General features: G+C 72.7%; 19 protein-coding genes, 1 pseudogene and 1 riboswitch. Of the genes and pseudogenes, 12 read left to right on the top strand and 8 right to left on the bottom strand.

Going from position 1 to position 18,238, the window contains the following annotated elements; translation table 11 throughout:
• Positions 1 to 167: 167 nt before the first annotated feature.
• Positions 168 to 298: riboswitch (FMN riboswitch) on the top strand.
• A gap of 71 nt (positions 299 to 369) precedes the next feature.
• From E1293_RS02935 to E1293_RS02905, 7 genes are all read left to right on the top strand, one after another.
• Positions 370 to 963, top strand: coding sequence for a riboflavin synthase (locus E1293_RS02935; protein ID WP_132193490.1), 594 nt, complete (start codon positions 370 to 372; stop codon positions 961 to 963).
• A complete protein-coding gene (gene pnuC, locus E1293_RS02930; RefSeq protein ID WP_207938639.1) occupies positions 960 to 1,601 on the top strand; it encodes a nicotinamide riboside transporter PnuC in 642 nt (213 codons plus the stop codon). Before E1293_RS02935 ends, pnuC begins: the two co-directional genes overlap by 4 nt.
• Positions 1,598 to 2,857, top strand: a complete 1,260-nt coding sequence (locus E1293_RS02925) for a bifunctional 3,4-dihydroxy-2-butanone-4-phosphate synthase/GTP cyclohydrolase II (protein WP_132193489.1) — start codon at positions 1,598 to 1,600, stop codon at positions 2,855 to 2,857. The genes pnuC and E1293_RS02925 overlap by 4 nt, the downstream gene beginning before the upstream one ends.
• Positions 2,854 to 3,360 (top strand): 6,7-dimethyl-8-ribityllumazine synthase, encoded by a 507-nt coding sequence (gene ribH / locus E1293_RS02920; RefSeq protein WP_132193487.1) that lies wholly within the window; start codon positions 2,854 to 2,856, stop codon positions 3,358 to 3,360. Before E1293_RS02925 ends, ribH begins: the two co-directional genes overlap by 4 nt.
• 136 nt (positions 3,361 to 3,496) lie before the next feature.
• Positions 3,497 to 4,372 carry an ATP phosphoribosyltransferase gene (gene hisG, locus E1293_RS02915; protein WP_132193485.1) on the top strand — a complete coding sequence of 292 codons (876 nt, stop codon included), beginning with the start codon at positions 3,497 to 3,499 and terminating at the stop codon, positions 4,370 to 4,372.
• Entirely contained in the window at positions 4,365 to 4,811 is a 447-nt protein-coding gene (locus tag E1293_RS02910) for a PH domain-containing protein (RefSeq protein ID WP_341770172.1), read from the top strand. Before hisG ends, E1293_RS02910 begins: the two co-directional genes overlap by 8 nt.
• 60 nt (positions 4,812 to 4,871) lie before the next feature.
• Complete coding sequence (locus E1293_RS02905) at positions 4,872 to 5,498, top strand: Uma2 family endonuclease (RefSeq protein WP_243715976.1); 627 nt, start codon at positions 4,872 to 4,874, stop codon at positions 5,496 to 5,498.
• A 29-nt stretch (positions 5,499 to 5,527) separates the two neighbouring features.
• Here the strand turns inward: E1293_RS02905 and E1293_RS02900 are convergent, their stop codons facing one another.
• The 3 genes from E1293_RS02900 to E1293_RS02890 are packed head-to-tail and all read right to left on the bottom strand — an operon-like array spanning position 5,528 to position 8,822.
• A complete protein-coding gene (locus tag E1293_RS02900; RefSeq protein WP_132193483.1) occupies positions 5,528 to 6,166 on the bottom strand; it encodes a hypothetical protein in 639 nt (212 codons plus the stop codon).
• Positions 6,163 to 7,563 carry a selenium-binding protein SBP56-related protein gene (locus E1293_RS02895; RefSeq protein ID WP_132193481.1) on the bottom strand — a complete coding sequence of 467 codons (1,401 nt, stop codon included), beginning with the start codon at positions 7,561 to 7,563 and terminating at the stop codon, positions 6,163 to 6,165. The genes E1293_RS02900 and E1293_RS02895 overlap by 4 nt, the downstream gene beginning before the upstream one ends.
• 11 nt (positions 7,564 to 7,574) lie before the next feature.
• A complete protein-coding gene (locus E1293_RS02890) occupies positions 7,575 to 8,822 on the bottom strand; it encodes a sulfite oxidase (RefSeq protein WP_132193479.1) in 1,248 nt (415 codons plus the stop codon).
• A gap of 129 nt (positions 8,823 to 8,951) precedes the next feature.
• Here E1293_RS02890 and E1293_RS02885 point away from each other — a divergent pair, with 129 nt between their 5' ends.
• The 4 genes from E1293_RS02885 to E1293_RS02870 are packed head-to-tail and all read left to right on the top strand — an operon-like array spanning position 8,952 to position 12,704.
• Positions 8,952 to 9,854 carry an AAA family ATPase gene (locus E1293_RS02885; RefSeq protein WP_481725961.1) on the top strand — a complete coding sequence of 301 codons (903 nt, stop codon included), beginning with the start codon at positions 8,952 to 8,954 and terminating at the stop codon, positions 9,852 to 9,854.
• Between the two features lie 2 nt (positions 9,855 to 9,856).
• The gene (locus E1293_RS02880) at positions 9,857 to 10,975 is read left to right on the top strand and encodes a vWA domain-containing protein (protein WP_341770171.1); all 1,119 of its coding nucleotides are present in this window, start codon (positions 9,857 to 9,859) and stop codon (positions 10,973 to 10,975) included.
• Positions 10,968 to 12,092 carry an XdhC family protein gene (locus tag E1293_RS02875; RefSeq protein WP_132193477.1) on the top strand — a complete coding sequence of 375 codons (1,125 nt, stop codon included), beginning with the start codon at positions 10,968 to 10,970 and terminating at the stop codon, positions 12,090 to 12,092. Before E1293_RS02880 ends, E1293_RS02875 begins: the two co-directional genes overlap by 8 nt.
• 18 nt (positions 12,093 to 12,110) lie before the next feature.
• Positions 12,111 to 12,704, top strand: a complete 594-nt coding sequence (locus E1293_RS02870) for a nucleotidyltransferase family protein (protein ID WP_132193475.1) — start codon at positions 12,111 to 12,113, stop codon at positions 12,702 to 12,704.
• Here the strand turns inward: E1293_RS02870 and E1293_RS02865 are convergent.
• Positions 12,682 to 13,191, bottom strand: coding sequence for a MarR family winged helix-turn-helix transcriptional regulator (locus E1293_RS02865; protein WP_132193473.1), 510 nt, complete (start codon positions 13,189 to 13,191; stop codon positions 12,682 to 12,684). The genes E1293_RS02870 and E1293_RS02865 overlap by 23 nt on opposite strands.
• A gap of 90 nt (positions 13,192 to 13,281) precedes the next feature.
• Between E1293_RS02865 and E1293_RS02860 the strand changes: the two genes are divergently transcribed.
• Positions 13,282 to 14,157: a nitroreductase/quinone reductase family protein gene (locus E1293_RS02860; RefSeq protein ID WP_132193471.1), complete on the top strand. Its 876-nt coding sequence runs from the start codon at positions 13,282 to 13,284 to the stop codon at positions 14,155 to 14,157.
• Here E1293_RS02860 and E1293_RS02855 read toward each other — a convergent pair.
• The 4 genes and pseudogenes from E1293_RS02855 to E1293_RS02840 all read right to left on the bottom strand — a co-directional run.
• Positions 14,154 to 15,374: a DUF6986 family protein gene (locus E1293_RS02855; protein ID WP_132193469.1), complete on the bottom strand. Its 1,221-nt coding sequence runs from the start codon at positions 15,372 to 15,374 to the stop codon at positions 14,154 to 14,156. The two genes, E1293_RS02860 and E1293_RS02855, sit on opposite strands and share 4 nt — an antisense overlap.
• A 50-nt stretch (positions 15,375 to 15,424) precedes the next feature.
• Positions 15,425 to 16,330 (bottom strand): aldose 1-epimerase family protein, encoded by a 906-nt coding sequence (locus E1293_RS02850; RefSeq protein ID WP_132193467.1) that lies wholly within the window; start codon positions 16,328 to 16,330, stop codon positions 15,425 to 15,427.
• Between the two features lie 29 nt (positions 16,331 to 16,359).
• Positions 16,360 to 17,772, bottom strand: coding sequence for a YlbE family protein (locus E1293_RS02845; protein WP_132193464.1), 1,413 nt, complete (start codon positions 17,770 to 17,772; stop codon positions 16,360 to 16,362).
• Positions 17,769 to 18,238, bottom strand: a pseudogene (locus tag E1293_RS02840) (FdrA family protein); the annotation flags it as partial. The gene E1293_RS02845 and the pseudogene E1293_RS02840, both read right to left, overlap by 4 nt.

The raw sequence follows: 18,238 nt of genomic DNA, 5'->3' as shown, positions 1-18,238 counted from the left end.
AGGGGGGTTTTGCGCGTCATGCGTCACTTGTGTCCCGTGATCTACCCCTCGTTCAAGATCGTTGAACGTTTAAGTATCTACCTTTCGGTGCCTGCCGCCGGTGATCGTGGCGATGGTCACAGGGGCGCGGAATGGAATGCGTGGCACACTGGTTGGCAAAGCATGAAACGCGTGCTCCGGGGTCGGTGAAATTCCGAACCGGCGGTGACAGTCCGCGACCCGGCCGAAACCATCGGCCGGTTGACCCGGTGGAACTCCGGGACCGACGGTGAAAGTCCGGATGGGAGGCAGCGCGCGGCACGCCCCTGGCCAGGGGCGTGCGCCGGCGTATGAACGTCCCCCGGAGCCCTGAACGAGGAGGCTCGGGAGATGTTCACCGGCATCGTCGAGGAGCTCGGCGAGATCGCGGCGATCGGCCCCCAGGGGGATTCGGTCACGCTCACGGTCCGCGGGCCGCTCGTCACCGAGGACGCCGTCCACGGCGCGTCGATCGCCGTCAACGGCGTCTGTCTCACCGTGGTGGACGCCAAGGACGGAACCTTCACCGCCGACGTCATCAAGGAGACCCTCGACAAGTCCAGCCTGGGCGCGCTGGAACCGGGCTCCAAGGTCAACCTGGAACGCCCCGTCCGGCTGTCCGACCGGCTCGGCGGGCACCTCGTCCAGGGCCACGTGGACGGCGTCGGCCGGATCGTCTCCCGCGAGCCGGGGGAGCGGTGGGACGTCGTCACGGTGTCCCTGCCCCCGCACCTGGGGCGCTACCTGGTCGACAAGGGCTCCATCACCGTCGACGGGATCAGCCTCACGGTCGTAGAGGCCGGCGCCGACCGCTTCAGCATCGCCCTCATCCCGACGACGCTCGCGCTCACCACCCTCGGCCACAAGGGCCCCGGCGACCCGGTGAACCTCGAAGTGGACGTCGTCGCCAAGTACGTCGAGCGCATGATGGGCGACCGGTCGTGAACTGGCTCGGCGCGGGATTCGAGATGTTCGGCGAGCACATCCTCTGGACCGACCTCACCGGCAACGTCCTCTCGCTCGCCGTCGTCTGGCTCGCCATGCGCAAGACCCTCTGGACGTGGCCGGTGCAGCTCGTCGGCGCGGCGCTGCTGTTCGCCGCGTCGCTGCACGCGAGCGTCCCGGGGAACGCGCTCAAGCAGGTGCTGTTCTGCGGGCTCGCCCTCTACGGGTGGGTCATGTGGACGCGCGGGCGGCAGGGGAGCGCCGGACTGGTCGTCCGGCAGGCCACGCCGAAGGAACGCGCCGTGCTGATCGGCGCGCTCCTGGTCGGGACGGCCGTGGTCGCCGAACTGTTCGTCCACCTCGACTGGCTGAAGGTCGCCTGGTCGCCGTGGGCGAACGCCTACATCTTCGTCGGCAGCGCCGTCGCGACGTTCGCGCAGAGCCGCGCGCTGGTCGACTTCTGGATCGTCTGGGTGCTCGTCGACCTGGTCGGGGTGCCGCTGGCGCTCAAGTCCGGGCTGTACGTCTCCGGCGCGGTCTACGGGATCTTCTTCGTGATGGTGATGGTCGGGTTCAGGAACTGGCTCCGGGAGTCCCGGGGCGTGGATGCCCCCAGGCAGAAGGCGGTGACCGCATGAACGGCGGCAACGACACAGGAATCGATCACACGGGGACCGGCGATGCGGGGATCTTCGACTCCATCGAGGCGGCGGTCGCCGACATCGCGGCGGGGCGCCCCGTCGTGGTCGTCGACGACGAGGACCGCGAGAACGAGGGCGACATCATCTTCGCCGCGGCCAAGGCGACGCCCGAACTGCTGACGTTCACGATCCGCTACACCAGCGGCGTCATCTGCGTCCCGATGGAGGGCGCCGACCTCGACCGGCTGCAGATCCCGCTGATGACGGCGCAGAACAGCGAGCGGATGCGCACCGCGTACACGGTCAGCGTGGACGCCCGCCTGGGGGTCACCACCGGCATCTCCGCCGCCGACCGGGCGCGGACGATCCGCACGCTGTGCGACTCGGCGTCGGAGCCGCGCGACCTGGTCCGCCCCGGGCACATCTTCCCGCTCCGCTACCGCGAGGGCGGCGTGCTGCGCCGCCGGGGCCACACCGAGGCCGCCGTCGACCTCGCCAGGCTCGCGGGGCTCACCCCGGCCGGCGTCCTCGCCGAAGTGGTGAACGAGGACGGCACCATGGCGCGCCTGCCCGAACTTCAGATCTTCGCCAAGGAGCACGGCCTCAAGCTCGTCTCCATCGAACAACTCGCCGAGTACCGCAGGCGCACCGAGGCGATGGTGACGCGCGTCGTCGAGACCCGCCTGCCCAACCGGTACGGGACGTGGCGCGCGGTCGGCTTCTCCAGCGCCATCGACGGCGGCGAGCACATCGCGCTGGTCCTCGGCGACATCGGCGACGGCGACGACGTCCTGATCCGCGCCCATTCGGAGTGCCTCACCGGCGACGTCCTGCATTCCGAGCGCTGCGACTGCGGTACCCAGCTGGACGCCGCCATGGAGCGCATCGCGGAAGAGGGGCGCGGCGTCGTCCTGTACCTGCGCGGGCACGAGGGCCGCGGCATCGGCCTGCTCGCCAAGCTGCGGGCCTACGCGCTCCAGGACAACGGGTCCGACACGGTCGACGCCAACCTGGAGCTCGGGCTGCCCGCCGACGCGCGTGAGTACTCCAACGCGGCGCATATGCTGCGTGACCTGGGCGTACGCTCGATCCGGGTGCTCACCAACAACCCGGACAAGCTCAAGGGCCTGGACGGTTTCGGCGTGCGGGTGCGGGGGCGCGAGTCCATGCCGGTCATCGTCACCGAGCACAACCGGCGCTACCTGACGGTCAAGCGCGACCGTCTCGGACATCGGATCGAGGGACTCTCATGAGCGGCGCGGGACGCCCCGGGGACATCACCGTCGACGCGGCCGGGCTCACGCTCGGCATCGTCTGCACCCGCTGGCACGAGCCGATCACCGACCGGCTCCTGGAGCGGTCGCTGGCCGCCGCGAAGGCGTGCGGCGTCGACGAGCCCGTGGTCGCCCGCGTCGCCGGCGCGCTCGAACTGTCCGTGGTCGCCCAGCAGATGGCCCGCGACCTGGACGCCGTCGTCTGCCTCGGCGCGGTCATCCGGGGCGCGACCGCCCATTTCGACTACGTGTGCGATTCGGTGACCGCCGGAGTGACCCGGGTCGCGCTCGACGAGTCGACACCGGTGGGCAACGGGGTCCTCACATGTGACACCATTGAGCAGGCACTGGAACGCAGCGGGCTGCCGGGCAGCCCCGAGGACAAGGGATGGGAGGCGACTGTGGCCGCACTCGACACGGCACTGACCCTGCGAGGTCTGCGGCATCACGGTCACGCCGGGCACGGCATGGAGCATTTGTAGCGGGTACAGGGGTTCCGCCCCTGACTGACTCGCGCATCCGTAGCGGGTACAGGGGTTCCGCCCCTGAACGACTCGCGCATCTGGGCTCCTGATCGGCTCCGGTTTCCCGTACGCATCCTCACCGAAAGGCAATTTCGTGCTGTCACTCGTCCTGCCCAAGGGGTCGCTGGAGAAGGCGACCATGCAGCTGTTCGACGCCGCCGACCTCACCGTCCAGCGCTCGTCGGACCGCGACTACCGCGCCTCCATCGACGACCCCCGCATCGACCGGGTCCGGGTCCTGCGCCCGCAGGAGATCCCGACCTACCTGGAGCAGGGGCTGTTCGACCTCGGCATCACCGGCCGTGACTGGATCACCGAGACCGACGCCGACGTGGTCAGCCTCGGCGAACTGAAGTACTCCAAGGCGACGTCCAACCCGGTCCGCGTGATCATGGCGGTGCCGGACGGCGCGCCCTGGCAGTCGGTGTCCGACCTGCCGGAGGGCGTCCGGATCTCGACCGAGTTCCCGGCGCTGACCAAGCGGTACCTGGAGCAGCACGGCGTCAAGGCGACGGTCGTCCCGTCCTACGGCGCGACCGAGGCGAAGGTGCCCGACATCGTGGACGCGATCGTCGACCTCACCGAGACCGGCTCGTCGCTGCGCAAGAACGGCCTGCGCATCCTCGACACGCTCCTGACCAGCTACACCGAGCTGGTCGCCAACCGCGAGGCCTACGAGAACGCCGAGAAGCGCGCCGCGATGGAGGACGTCGCCCTGCTGCTGCAGGGCGTGATCCGCGCACGCGGCACGGTGCTGCTGAAGCTGAACGTCGCGCAGGGCGACCTGCAGGACGTCCTCGACATCATGCCCGCGATGTCGTCGCCCACGGTCACCTCGCTCGCCGGCGGCGAGTCCAACGCCGTGGAGTCGGTGGTCGCCAAGCGCGGCGTCAACACGCTGATCCCGGCGCTGAAGGCGGCCGGCGCCCACGACATCCTCGAGATCCCCATCGCGAAGATCGTTGACTGACACTCCGGCCCTGCCGGCCGTGTGGCGCCCCCGCACCACCCGGACCGTGGCCTACCTCACGGCGGGCGTGATCATGCTGGGCCTGATCGTGCTCGCCGTGGTGGTGGCGCCGCAGTTCAAGCTGTTCGACCGCGTCCTGATGGTCGGGTTCGGCGCGGTCGTCGCGTGGATCCTGCACATGCTGGCCCGCTGCCGCGTCACCGCCGACGAGTCCGGCCTCACGGTCGTCAACGCCTTCCGCACCCGCCGGCTCGAATGGCCCGAACTCGTGGACGTCTCGATGGGCGAAGGCGAGCCCTGGCCCACCCTCGACCTCGCCGACGGCACCTCCATCGGCGCCATGGGCATCAACGGCGCCGAGAAGACCCTCGCCGCCCGCCAACTAGCCGAACTCCGCTCCCTCCTCCGCACCCGAGGCGAAGCCCCCGACCCGGTCTGAGGGTGCCTGACTTAGGCTATTGACCGGACCAGGGCGCGTTCGTGTGCGAAAGTGGTGCACATGACCGCTCAGAGTATTGAGGCGATTGCGGAAAGTAGCTCCATGGAACTTGATCCGCTGCCAGACTGGGTGCTCCCCCCACCGGGCGGCTACACGGCCGACCTCTTCCTGCGCATGGACGGTCTGCCCCGGCACACGGAGCTGATCGACGGGAGCCTGGTCTTCGTGAGTCCGCAACGCAAGTGGCACGTGCGTGTGATCGACCTGCTGCGGGCCGAACTCAACCGCCAGGCGCCGGAGAATCTGTGCGCGGACCGCGAGATGACCGTCAGGCTCTCCGAGCGGCACGCACCCGAGCCGGACGTGCTGATTGTCTCAACTGAGGCCTACGAGCGGGACGAGCCGTCGACCTACTATCTCCCGGAAGATGTCCTCCTCGTGGTCGAGGCGGTCTCCCCTGATTCGGAGATCCGTGACCGGGAGACCAAACCGCGCAGATACCGGGAGGCCGGGATCCGGTACTACTGGCGCGTCGAGGAGGACGAGGGAAGCACCGTCGTCTACGTGTACGAGTTCGACCCCGCCTGTCATGCATACGTCATGACGGGCATCCACCATGACCAGCTCAAAGTGACCGGGCCGTTCCCCATCGAGATCGACCTCACCGCGGTCATCAAACGTCGGTAGGTGCGCCGCTCCTCCTGAGGAAACATGGGTTACAGGGCGGTGAAGACGGTTACGGTGCCGGCGGTGATGAGGGCGGCGGCCCAGAGGCGGTCGAGGTTGAACCAGGCGCGGCGCAGGACGGCCAGGCCGACGACCTCGTAGACGAGCACCGCGATGACGCCCGCGACCACGAACATGGCGAGGGTGTGGACGGCGGTGACGAAGACGCCCGTCGACAGGGCGCTGCCGGAGGACGAGGCCAGGCCGTGGTCGTGGCCCGCCGGGGCCGTCCCGGACGAGGTGAGGACGGGCAGCAGCATCAGGCCCGCGCCGTGCGCCGACGACATCAGGAACGACCAGCCGGCGAGCTGCCACAGCGAGATCCGCATGCCGACCCAGCGGAAGTGGCGCTGCGACAGCAGCCGCCACAGCCCGAACCCGACGAGCACCGCGCCGCCGCCGATCGCGACCGCCTGGGTCGCGACGACGGAGCGGGTGAGCGCGACGAGCACGGCGACCGCGCCGACGGACGCGGCATGGCCCGCGGCGATCGCCGGGAGCGACTGAAGGACGAGGGCCCTGCTGCGCTCCTGGAGGCCGCGGGCCACCGCGAACAGCCAGCCCATGGCGGGGTTGACGCCGTGGAACGCGCCGAGCGCCAGCAGCGCGGCGAGCGATCCGTCGTTCACGGGTAGCAGTACGAGTCCGAGGACGCGTCACCGCCCTGCAGGCGTGTCTGGTGCGGACGGCGGCCCCGGAAGGCGTCGCCGTTGGGGAAGAACCGGTCGTCGAAGGTGAAGGCGTCCGGGGTGGAGTCGAGCTTGGCCATCCAGGCGCCGACGCCGTCCGGGTAGAACTGGTCGTCCCACGAGCCGTAGAGCGAGTTGGTGACGTAGACGCGCTCGCCGTCGCGGCTGACCTCGACCATCTGCGGGCCGCCCGCGAGGGGCGTGTCCCGCGCCGCCGGGTGCGGGGTCCGGTTCACGATGCCGCCGATGCGCACCGAGCCCGCCTCGACCGGGTTGAACGGGTCGCTGACGTCGTAGCGCTTCAGCTCGCCGGTGCCCCAGCACGACACGTACAGCCACTGGTCGTCGACGGACAGGTCGATGTCGGTGACCAGCGGCGGCACCGCGCCGAACGGCTGGATGACCGGGGGCAGGGACGCGGCGTCGGCCGGTTCGGCGGGGATCGTGATGACCTTCGTCGCCGCCCACGCGTCGCCGTCGCGGTGCCAGACCCAGACGGACGCCGACAGGTCCTCGACGCTGACGACCACGCCCGCGAACCCGTACTGCTTCGTCGGGTCGTGCGCGGGGCGCAGCTCCAGGACCATCTGGTGCTCGTCGCCGAGGTCGACGGTCTGGACGTGCTTGCGTTTGCGCAGGTCGAAGAAGTTCAGCGAGTGCCCGTACTTGCGGCCGAGCAGGAGTTCGCCGACGACGCCGTCCTCCACCATGGACGGCGTGCCCCACTCGGAGGTGATGAGGACGTCGTGCGCGATGTGCCACCACGCGTCATAGGCGAGGTACTGCGGCCCGCGGTCGACCTCCCACCGCCCGAGGACCTCGAAGGAGGTGTGGTCGAGCAGTGCGATGCCGCCGGGCCCGTCGTCGCCGTTCGCCCCGCCGAGCGCCGTCAGGTAGAGCCCCTCGGGCCCGCAGTGGACGGTGTGCGGACGCGAGTAGCCGGCGCGTTTCGCCAGCTCGTCCGGCTCCAGCGTTTTGATGATCTTCGGTGCGACCGGGTCGTCCTTGGTGTCGATCACGTACACCCGCGACGAGCGCAGCCCGGGGACGATCAGGTACCGGCGCTCCACATGCGGGTGCGGGGAGCCGGGGCACAGGGCGCTGCTGCACGCGTTCCACCCGAAGTGGTGCAGCTCGTCGCCGAGGTAGGGCAGGTCCGTCCAGCCGACGACGGAGCCGTAGGACGCCGAGCCCGGGTCCACGTCCAGCACCGCGATCGCGTCCGGTTTCTCCGCGGCCCGGTCGAACGCCGCCACGTAGGCGAGTTTCTCGGGCGGTGCGGACGCGGCGTCGCGCGGGGACGCGTAGAAGGTCGGGTCTGGCTTCCACAGTGCCATTTGTGGTCCTTTCAGGCGATGGTTACCGGATGCCGGACGACGGCGCCGAAGAGATAGCCGAACGTGTTGTAGGGGACGGTCGCGGGCTGGGTGGCGCCGGTCTCGTCGGTGGCCCGCGCCAGAAGCTCGTACCGTCCCGGACGTGGGGGCCGCCATGGGAGCTCCCACCGCACCCACCCGCGCGGGTTCGGGTGACGGTCTTGCAAGCGCGCGCGGCGCCACGTCCGCCCGCCGTCCGCGCTGACCTCGACTCGGCGTACCCGTCCATTGCCCGACCAGGATCGTCCGTGCAGGACGTGCGGGCGCCCGGGCAACACGGCGTCCCAAGGCAACTCGAACGCGGACTTGACGTTCATGCGGGTCAGCGGCGGCGAGCCCTCCTCCGGGTAGGAGGGCCCGAAGAGCTTGTAGTAGCGCGTGTTCCACGGCGAGAACAGCGGCTCGTCGGCGACCTGGATGTCGCCGAGCCATTTGATGGACGCGATACCCACCCACGACGGCACGACCAGGCGGACGGGGTGGCCGTGGTCGGGCGGCAGGGGAGCGCCGTTCATCTCGTAGGCGAGCAGGGCGTCCTTCATGGCCTTCGCGACCGGCAGGGGCCGCCGCACACGGCCGAGGTTCTCGCCCTTGTCCACGAAGTCAGCGTCCAGCCCGCGCGGCATGATGTCCACGGCCTCGCGGGTTATACCTGCGCGCCTCAGCACCGCCGACAGGCGTACCCCGCGCCACTGCGCCACGCCCGCCGCGCCGAGCCGCCAGCCCGTGCCCGACACCTCCTGCCCCTGCTGGGACGCGTAGGACCCGCGCCCGTTGCCCGTGCACTCGATGAACGACGTGATCGTCTCCGCGGGGAACCGGCGGAGGTCCGCGTACGAGAATTCGAGCGGACGGTCCTCGGCGGGGGAGCCGCGCAGCCCGGTGCCCCACAGCCTGAGCCGCCACGTACGTGCGTCGAGCAGGGGCGTGGCCACGTGGTTGCGGACGAAGAACCGGTCGGCCGGCGTGAGGTACCCCTGGCCGCGCATGGCCTCCCACCGCATCTCGGCGTTGGTGCCGTGCTCGATGAACAGCTCGGGCGGCAGCGGCTTCACGATTCCGGTGGCGGCCGCCACCGGCCGCCCGCCGAACGCCGACAGCCCGGCGGTCAGCCCCACCCCCGCCGACAGGCGCAGCAGCCCGCGCCGCGACGGGGAGCGGACGCTCTCGTAGGTGGCCTCGTCGGTCAGGTCGGCTTCGCCCTCATCACCCGCTCGCATGCGTCCGATGCTGCTGACCGCCGACCGAAAAGTCAACTTTCCCTACTGTTTTAACCTGCAATGTCGGCCTCCGCTCGCCGTACCGGCGCGGGGTGTGAGGCACGGGCCGGGGTGAGTAGATTGTGAGCCGTGGGGGAGGCGGCGCCGATGACCGTGGACCAGGCCGGATCGCCCGCGGAGCTCGCGGGCCTGCTCGACCGGCATGCCTACCTGTGCGACGAGGGGCTGGCGACGGCCTGCTTCCTCGCGCTGCGGATGGGGCGGCCGCTGTTCCTGGAGGGCGAGGCCGGCGTCGGGAAGACCGAGCTGGCCAAGACGCTCGCGCGCGGGCTCGGCGCGCCGCTGATCCGGTTGCAGTGCTATGAGGGGCTGGACGCGTCGCAGGCGCTCTACGACTGGGACTTCCCCCGCCAGCTCCTGCACCTGCGCGCCGCCGAGGCCGCGGGCGTCAGCGACGTGTCGCGGCTGGAGGGCGAGCTGTACGACCGGCGGTTCCTGCTGGCGCGGCCGCTGCTCCAGGCGCTGGAGACGTCCCCGAGCGTCCTGCTCGTCGACGAGTTGGACCGTGCCGACGACGAGTTCGAGGCGTTCCTGCTCGAAGTGCTGAGCGACTTCACGATCACCGTCCCGGAGCTCGGGACGATCCGGGCGGAGCGGCCGCCGGTCGTCGTGGTCACCTCCAACCGCACCCGGGAGGTGCACGACGCGCTGAAGCGGCGCTGCCTGTACCACTGGCTGGAGCATCCGTCGTTCGACCGCGAGGTCGCCATCATCAGGCGGCGGCTGCCGGACGCGGCGGAGCGGCTCGCCGGGCAGGTCGCCACGGTCGCGCAGCGGATGCGCGCGGCCGACCTGCTGAAGCCGCCCGGCGTCGCCGAGACCCTGGACTGGACCGAGGCCCTGGTGGCGCTCGGCGTCCGCGACCTGGACCCGGGGGCGGCGGCGGTCACGCTCGGCGCCGTCCTGAAGTACCGCGAGGACCAGCAGCGGGTGCTGGGCGGCGGGCTAGAGGCCCTGCTCAACGGGGGCTAGCCGTGCGACGGGACGTCACCGAGACGATGGTCGGCTTCGCCCGGACGGTGCGGGCGGCGGGCGGCGCGGCCGATCCCGAGCGGGTGCAGGCGATGCTGGCGGCGCTCGACCACCTCGACGTGCTCGACCCGAACGACGTGTACTGGGCGGGGCGGCTGACCCTGTGCGCCGACCCCGGCGACCTCGCCCGCTACGACCGGTGCTTCGCCGCCTATTTCTCCGGCGCGACCGCGAGGCCGGGGCGCGGGAAGCCGCCCGTTGTGGTGCGCAGGGTGACGGTGTCCGAGCCGGGCGCGCCGGGGGGCGAGGAGGAGGCCGAGGATCTGAAGGCGGCCACGGCCAGCGAGGTGGAGGTGCTCCGCGACCGGGACGTGGCGCGGCTCAGCGCCGCCGAGCGGGCCGAGGTCGCGCGGCTCATCGCCCTGCTGGACGCGAGCGCCGAGCAGCGCAGGTCGAGGCGGTTCTCGCCCGCGCCGACCGGACGCCTCGACCCCGCGCGGACCGTCCGGGAGACGCTGCGGCGCGGTGGCGAGACGTCCCTGCTGAAGCACCGCGCGCACCGCACCCGGCCGCGGCGCGTGGTGCTGATCGTGGACGTCAGCGGGTCGATGAGCCCGTACGCGGACGCGCTGCTGCGGTTCGCGCACGCCGCGGCCCGCTCCGGCGGCCGCGGCGTCGAGGTCTTCAGCGCCGGGACGCGCCTCACCCGCCTCACCCGGGAGCTGCGGCACCGCGACCCGGACGCGGCGATGGCGGCGGCGTCCGCGAGCATCCCGGACTGGAGCGGCGGCACCCGGCTCGGCGAGGAGCTGAAGGAGTTCCTCGACCGGTTCGGGCAGCGCGGCGTGGCCCGCGGCGCCGTCGTGGTGATCGCCTCGGACGGCTGGGAGCGCGGCGACGCCGGGCTGCTCGGCGAGCAGATGGCGCGGCTGCACCGGCTCGCGCACCGGGTCGTGTGGGCGAACCCGCACAAGGCGCGGCCCGGGTACGAGCCGCTGACGGCCGGGATGGCGGCGGCGCTGCCGCACGTCGACGACTTCACCTCCGGGCACAGCCTCGGGGCGCTGGAGGAACTGGCCCGCCTTGTCGCGGGCACGGGAAAGAGGAGGGTCCATGCGTGACGTGCTCGGCGACATCGCCGGCTGGTACGCGTCCGGGGAGACGTTCGGGCTCGCGACCGTCGTGAACACCTTCCGCAGCGCGCCGCGCCCGCCGGGCGCGGCGATGGCGGTGTCGCCCGGCGGCGAGGTGGCGGGCAGCGTGTCCGGCGGCTGCGTCGAGGGCGCCGTCTACGAGCTGGCTCAGTCGGTGCTGGAGAGCGGCGAGCCCGTCGTCCAGCGGTACGGGGTGACCGACGACGACGCGTTCGCGGTGGGGCTGACCTGCGGCGGGATCCTGGACGTCCTGGTCGAGCCCGTCGGGCCCGCCACCTTCCCGGAGTTCGCGGACGTCGCCGCCGCGATCGAGGCGCACGAGCCCGTCGCCGTCGCCACGGTCGTCGCGGGACCCGGGAGGATCGGCGCCCGGCGCGTCATCTGGACCGATCGCGCCTCCGGCTCCCTCGCGCCCGGCGAGCCGCACGCCGCCCGCCTCGACGCGGCGGCCGACGACGACGCCCGCGGCATGCTCGCCCAGGGCCTGACCGGGCAGCGCCACTACGGCCCCGAGGGGGAGCGGCGGCTGGACGACCTGACCGTCTTCGTCCACTCGTTCGCGCCGCCGCCGAAGCTGCTGGTGTTCGGCGCGATCGACTTCGCGGCGGCCGTCGCGCGGGTCGGGAAGTTCCTCGGCTACCACGTGACCGTGTGCGACGCGCGGCCCGTGTTCGCGACGCCGAAACGCTTCCCGGAGGCGGACGAGGTCGTGGTGAAGTGGCCGCACAAGTTCCTGGACGAGACCCGCGCCGCCATCGACGAGCGGACCGCGATCTGCGTCCTCACCCACGACCCCAAGTTCGACGTGCCGCTGCTGGAGGTGGCGCTGCGCACGGGCGCCGGCTACGTGGGCGCGATGGGGTCCCGCCGCACCCATGACGACCGGCTGGCGCGGCTGCGCGAGGCGGGCCTGTCCGAAGCCGAGCTGGGGCGGCTGCGCTCGCCGATCGGCCTCGACCTCGGCGCCCGCACCCCGGAGGAGACGGCCGTGTCGATCGCGGCGGAGCTCGTCCAGCTCCGCTGGGGCGGTTCCGGGCGCCCGCTCACCGACACCAGCGGCCGGATCCACGCCGACGCGACCTGAGCGCACTACCCTCGCCAGATGACGATGCGCGGTGAGGGGAACCCGGCCGGCCTGCTGCTCGCGGCGGGGGAGGGCAGCCGCCTCGGCCGCCCCAAGGCGACCCTGGAGCTGGACGGCGAGCGCCTCGTCGACCGGGGCGTCCGGATGCTGCGCGACGCCGGCTGCGCACCCGTGCTCGTGGTGGCCGGGGCCGCGCAGATCGAGGTCATCGGCGCCGTCGTCGTCCCCAACCCGGACTGGCGGGACGGCATGGGCTCGTCCCTGCGCGCCGGCCTCGCCGCGCTGCCGCCCGGCTGCCCGGCCGTGGTCGTCGCGCTCGTCGACCAGCCCCTCGTCACCTCCGGTGCCGTCGGACGGCTGATCGCCGCGTTCGACGAGGGCGCCGGGATCGCCGTCGCGACCTACGGGGGAGCGCCGCGCAACCCCGTGCTGCTGGGCGCCGGGCACTTCGCCGGCGTGGCCGAGGCCGCGGTCGGCGACCAGGGGGCGCGCGGCTACCTGCGCGCCCACCCGGAGTCGGTCACCCGCGTCCCGTGCGACGACGTCGCCGCCCCGGACGACATCGACACCCCGGACGACCTGGCCGCCTTCAACCGCCGCGAGCCTCGGTGACGGCCCGCTCGTAGGCGAGCAGCGTGTCGATGAACATCCCGCGCTGCTCGGCGGTGAGGGGTTCCAGGGCGGTGCGCCAGGCGCCCGCGCCCTGACCGAGCCAGCCGTTGATCGCGGGCAGGTGCCCGGCGGCGACGCTGACGATGGTGCGGCGCCGGTCGGCGGGGTCCTCGCGGCGTTCGAGGATGCCCTGCCGGCTGAGGTCGCCGACCATCAGGCTCACCGTCGCGGGCGCGACCTCCAGCCGCCCGGCCAGGGTGTTCACGGTCATCGGGCCGTCGAACAGCAGGTAGGCGAGCAGCGACAGGTGCCGGGGGGCGAGGTCGAAGGACGCCAGCTCGGCGGGCACCTTGATCTTCTTGGCCGCCGAGACCAGCCGCGGCATCAGCAGCAGCATCGTCCGGATGCCGTCGTCCACGCCGGGTGCCGTGCCGGGGCCCGTGCCGGGTCCGGTGCCGCCCGGCCCGCCGTGCTCATCGGTTGACATCGTCCGCCCGCCCAAAATAGCTTTGCACTACAAAAGACTTTGCTTCCAAAGCAAAAATTCTCATCGCGTCCAGGATAGGAGACCCCGGTCATGAGCGACTGGAACCGGCAGGTCATCGAGGAGTTCCGGGCGAACGGCGGCAAGGTCGGCGGCGCGTTCGCGGGCGCGGACCTCCTGCTGCTGACCAGCACCGGCGCCCGGAGCGGCGAACCGCATCCCACCCCGCTCGGCTACCTGGCGGACGGCGGCCGGCTGCTGGTGTTCGCCTCCAACGCCGGCGGCCCGCGGAACCCGGCGTGGTACCACAACGTCCGCGCCGACCCCCGCGTCACCGTCGAGGTCGGCACCGAGACCTTCGACGGCGTCGCGATCCCCGTGGAGGGCGAGGAGCGCGACCGGCTGTACGCCCGGCAGGCCGAGCGCGTCCCCGCCTACGCCGAGTACCAGCGGACGACCGGCCGCGTCATCCCGGTCGTGGCCGTCCACCGGGGCTCCCTGGACGGCCGGGCCTGGGCCCTCGGCGACGAACTGGTGAAGATCCACGACGATCTGCGGACACGGCTGGCGGAACTCCGCGAGGACGTCCGCGCCTTCTACGACGGGTCGCGCGGCGTGCCCGACCTGGCGAGCCGGCTGCGCGAGCACTGCGTGTCGGTCTGCGACGTCCTCGGCGAGCACCACGACAACGAGGAGGGACGCGGCTTCCCGCGCCTGGCCGCCCAGTTCCCCGGCCTCGCCCCGGTCATCGGCAGGCTCCGCCGCGAGCACGTCAAGGTGGCCGAGGCCAGGCGTACGCTCCAGACCCTGCTGGACGACCCCGGCGCCCGCGACCCGGCCGCTGTCCGCACGGAACTCGACCGGATGACCGCCGAACTGGAGGCCCACTTCGCCTGCGAGGAGGAGCAGCTCGGCAGCGTCCTCAACGCGGTCGGCCCCCTCTGGCTGACCGGACCGCCCCGGGGTTAAAGGGCGGGCACGGCGCTCTCGTCCAGGGCGCCGCAGTCGACGGCGCGGCGCAGCCGGGCGGTGAGCGCCTTGATGGTGGCGGGCTCGTCCAGGACGCCGCTCGCATCGCCGGCGGCCTGCTCATGCCACGCCTGGACCCGTCCGATCACGTCGTCGACGCCGCTCAGGTGGAACGCGTACACGGCCGCGTACCGGCTCGGCAGGTGCGCGGGATGCAGGTCCCAGCCCTGGTAGAAGCCGTGCCGCAGCGAGTGCCGGACGTGCCCGGCGTGCACCGCCCAGGCCGCGTTGACCTCGTCGGGCCCGTCGTTGCGCGGGATGACGTTGGTCGACCCGTCCGACAGCCGCACGCCGGTGCCCGCGAGCGACAGCTGCATGAGGTGCCGGGCGAAGTCGCAGGCGGGATGGTCGAGCCGCTGCTCGTGCGGCGGCAGGCCCAGCGCCGCGGTGTAGTCGAACACGCCGAAGTGGGCGGCGGTGACCCGGCCCTGCGCCTCGGCGACGAGGGAGCGCAGCCCGACCCGCCGCTCCCCGTCGTCCAGCAGGGCCTGCGGCGTCTCGACCTGGAGCTCGAACCGCAGGATGCCCTGCGGCAGCCCGAGCGAGGTCTCCAGCTGCTCCAGGAACTCCGCGAACAGCCGGACGTGCTCGATGGTGACGACCTTGGGGAAGGTGATCGTGAACCCGCCGGGCAGCCGGCCGAGCCGGTCCCGCAGCGCCGTGAGGAACCCGTCCAGCGTCCGCATCGCGCGCTCGTGGCCGCCGTCGGCGAACGACTTGATCCGCAGCCCCCAGTAGTGGGGGAGGCCCTTCACCTGGTACGCGGCGGCGACCGCCTCGACGACCTGCTCGACGTGGGCGTCCTCCTCGGCGTCCGCGCGCACGCCGTAGCCGTCCTCGAAGTCGATCCGGACGTCCTCGACCGGCTCGGCGGCGAGCTTGGCCGCGACCCGCTCCCGGACCGCCTCGGCGAGCTGCGGGTCCAGCCCGAACGCGGCGCCGAACGACCCGGCCCCCGGCGTGTGGGTGTTCAGCAGCCGCAGCGCCTCGGCGCCGAACTCGGCGGGCGTCGACCGCGAGAACCGGTCGGCCGGCACGTACACCGTGTGCACGGGCTGGCGCCCCTCCGCGCCACCGGGGAACCGCTCGCCGTGCGCGTCACGGACGGCGGCGATGCGCGCGGACAGATCGTCATACGAGGGCACACTGAGGTTCACCTGCACATGATCCCCCAACCCGCACCGGCTAGGGAACCGGTCCGGGGCGATCAGGAGGCCCGAATGCCCCAGGTGCCGTGGAAATCGGCGCCCGGCTCCAGGTCGACGACGCCCTCGCCGGAGGCGAAGGCGTTGGGCGGGCAGGTCATGGGCTCGACGCCGAGGCCCTCGCGGGGGTCGGGCGTGTTGTCGGCGGTGTAGACCATCATCCACGGGTGCGCGTCGTCGGCCCAGAGGCGGACCGTGCGGGCGGCGCCCGCGAGGACCACCCAGACGCGCCCCCCGCCGTCGCGGTTCAGGCCGGTGAACGCGGTGTCGATCCGCCGGTCGCTGAGGACCGGGCCCTTGCGCAGGTCGTACTTGGTGCCGGTGACGTCCTCGGACGGCCCGGACGGGATCATCCGCTCGTCCACCGGGACGTACCGGTCGGCGCCCAGCGTGACCTCGCAGGCGTCGATCGGCTCGCCGACCGTCAGGTAGGGGTGGGCGCCGTGGCCGTAGGGGGCCGGCTTCGTGCCGGCGTTGCGCACGCTCATCCGGACGCGGAGGCCCTCGGCGGCGTCCAGCGCGTACTCGGCCTCCAGGTCGAGGCGGAACGGGTAGCCGGCCGTCGCGAGCAGGCGGTGCGTCAGCCGGACCCGGTCCGGCTCGTGCTCGGCGGCACGCCACGGCGCCCACCGGGCGAGGCCGTGGATCGCGCAGTCGCGGGCCGGTTCGGAGACGTCCAGCTGGTGCTCGGCGCCGCCGTAGGAATAGCGGCCGCGGTCGATGCGGTTCGGCCACGGGACCAGCAGGTGCCCGAACGCCGCCGGGGCCGGCTCGTCGGCGCCGTGCGACAGCACCAGCGGGCGCCCCTCGTGCGTCAGCTCGCGCAGGCTCGCGCCCGACTCGGTGATGACGGCCTGGTACGGCCCGGCGCTCAGGGCGTACTGCTCCCCGGTGATCGACTCGCTCATGCCCGGGACGTTACCCGGTGCCGCGGCGGCTACGCGATCTCCGCGAGGGCGTGCAGGGCGTCGGTGAAGACGTTCGCCGGGGGCTCGACCAGACCCGCGCCGACCTGGCCGGTGCCGGCCTCCCGCCCGGCGATGCCGGTGTCGATGACGGGCAGGATCCCGGTGCGCACGACGCGGGTGACGTCGACGCCCACCGGGGTGCCGCGGAACGACAGCAGCGGGATCTGCAGCGCCGGGTGCTCGGCGAGGGTGATCTCGTACATCCGCTGCGTGGCGGCGACCGCGTCCGGGACCTCGCCGCCGACGAACCGGACGATCGCGGGCGCGGCGGCGAGCGCGAACCCGCCCATCCCGGCCGTCTCGGTGATCGCCGAGTCGCCGATGTCGGGGTTGGCGTCGTCCGGGCCGTAGCCGCCGAGGTAGAGGCCGTCGGGGACGCCGGCGGGCCCGGTGAACCAGCGGTCGCCCGTCCCCGACACCTGGATGCCGAAGTCGGTGCCGTTGCGGGCCATCGCGACGACCAGGCTGGAGCCGGGGACGCCGCGGGCCGCGTCCGCGCACGCCTTCGCCGCCGCCATCCCCGCGTTGAGGAAGAAGTGGTCGTTGCCGGCCGCGAACTTCAGCGCCTCGGCGGCCCGCGCCCGCGGCACGTCCTCGGCCGCGGCGAGCGCGGGCGCCAGCTCGCGCAGCAGCAGCGACGTCGCCGCCCGGTTCCGGTTGTGCAGCTCGTCGCCCATCTGCAGCGCCTGCGCGATCACCGAGATCAGGTCGAGGGGGCCGTGCCGCCGGACCGCCGCCTGCAAAGCGGGGCCGAGGACCTCGCCCATCCAGGTCAGCCGCTCGACGACCTCCGGCCCGTACGCCCCGTACCGCAGGACCTTGCCGAGGCCCTCGTTGAGCGAGCAGTACGACGTCCCGCCGTGCTCGGCGTCCTCGACCACGAGCATCCACATGGACGAGCTGACGAGGCCCGCCATCGGCCCGACGGCGGCGTGGTGGTGGCACGGCTCCCACGTCGCGGCGCCGCGGCCGAGCTCGCGTTCGGCGCCGCGCGGCGTCTCGGCGAGCCCTTCGAGGAGCATCGCGCCGATGAGCGCGCCGCGCATCGGCCCGGACGCGCGGTCCCACTCGATCGGCGGGCCCGCGTGCAGGAACGTGCCGGGCTCCAGGCCGAGGACGTCGCGCGCCGGGCGGACGTCCACCAGGTGCGGGCGCGCCGTCACCATCCGCTCGACGGCGCGGGCGTTGGCGTCGGCGTGGCCCGGGTCGCCGAGCACCGCGGTGAGGGCGGCCTCCGTCCCGGCGGGCGGCGGCCTCCAGTCGACCCGCTCCACCGGGACGGCCTGGTCGGCGAGTGCGCCGGCGAGCACCTCCACGCCGGTCGCGACGACGCTCGGCTCGCGGGTTAGCAGCCCGCCGAGCCGGTGCCGCTGGTCGCTCATCCGGAGATCCCTTCCACCAGAGACCCTTCCACCAGGGACAGGGCGTGCCGGGTCGCCTCCGCGTTGGAGGCGAACACGTCCGCGCCCGCCTCGCACAGCGCCGCGGCCTGCCGGTCGCGGTCCTGCGGGTCCGCGGGCGTCCCGCACAGGGACACTACGACGCCGAGGCCGGGACGGTCCTTCACCGCCGCCTCGACGGCGGGCGCGAGCAATGCGGACGGATCGGGCTCGGCGCCGTGGCCGAGCACCACGTCCAGGAGCAGGACGCCGCACCCGTCGTCGGCGGCCTCGGCGCGCAGCGCCTCCAGCCGCAGCGTCGGGTCGATCATCGGGTGCGCGCGGCCCCGGGTGTAGGCGTCGTCGCCGAAGTCGGTGAGCCGGTGGCCGCGCGCCTCCAGCTCCCAGCCGAGGGCGTCCCGCGCGATCATCTCCGCCTCGTCGCGCAGCGTCCCGCCCGCGAACAGCC

The organism is Actinomadura darangshiensis (assembly GCF_004349235.1).
GTDB classification, from domain to species: domain Bacteria; phylum Actinomycetota; class Actinomycetes; order Streptosporangiales; family Streptosporangiaceae; genus Spirillospora; species Spirillospora darangshiensis.
Note: the sequence above shows the minus strand (reverse complement) of the source record. Positions and strands in the feature narration are given on the sequence as shown.

Coding starts and splice junctions, on each gene's coding strand:
- E1293_RS02850 (WP_132193467.1), bottom strand. CDS start 16,330: ATGAGCGAGTCGATCACCGGGGAGCAGTACGCCCTGAGCGCCGGGCCG.
- E1293_RS02875 (WP_132193477.1), top strand. CDS start 10,968: ATGCGTGACGTGCTCGGCGACATCGCCGGCTGGTACGCGTCCGGGGAG.
- E1293_RS02860 (WP_132193471.1), top strand. CDS start 13,282: ATGAGCGACTGGAACCGGCAGGTCATCGAGGAGTTCCGGGCGAACGGC.
- E1293_RS02925 (WP_132193489.1), top strand. CDS start 1,598: ATGAACGGCGGCAACGACACAGGAATCGATCACACGGGGACCGGCGAT.
- E1293_RS02895 (WP_132193481.1), bottom strand. CDS start 7,563: ATGGCACTGTGGAAGCCAGACCCGACCTTCTACGCGTCCCCGCGCGAC.
- ribH (WP_132193487.1), top strand. CDS start 2,854: ATGAGCGGCGCGGGACGCCCCGGGGACATCACCGTCGACGCGGCCGGG.
- E1293_RS02845 (WP_132193464.1), bottom strand. CDS start 17,772: ATGAGCGACCAGCGGCACCGGCTCGGCGGGCTGCTAACCCGCGAGCCG.
- E1293_RS02905 (WP_243715976.1), top strand. CDS start 4,872: ATGACCGCTCAGAGTATTGAGGCGATTGCGGAAAGTAGCTCCATGGAA.
- E1293_RS02865 (WP_132193473.1), bottom strand. CDS start 13,191: ATGTCAACCGATGAGCACGGCGGGCCGGGCGGCACCGGACCCGGCACG.
- E1293_RS02870 (WP_132193475.1), top strand. CDS start 12,111: ATGACGATGCGCGGTGAGGGGAACCCGGCCGGCCTGCTGCTCGCGGCG.
- E1293_RS02890 (WP_132193479.1), bottom strand. CDS start 8,822: ATGCGAGCGGGTGATGAGGGCGAAGCCGACCTGACCGACGAGGCCACC.
- E1293_RS02935 (WP_132193490.1), top strand. CDS start 370: ATGTTCACCGGCATCGTCGAGGAGCTCGGCGAGATCGCGGCGATCGGC.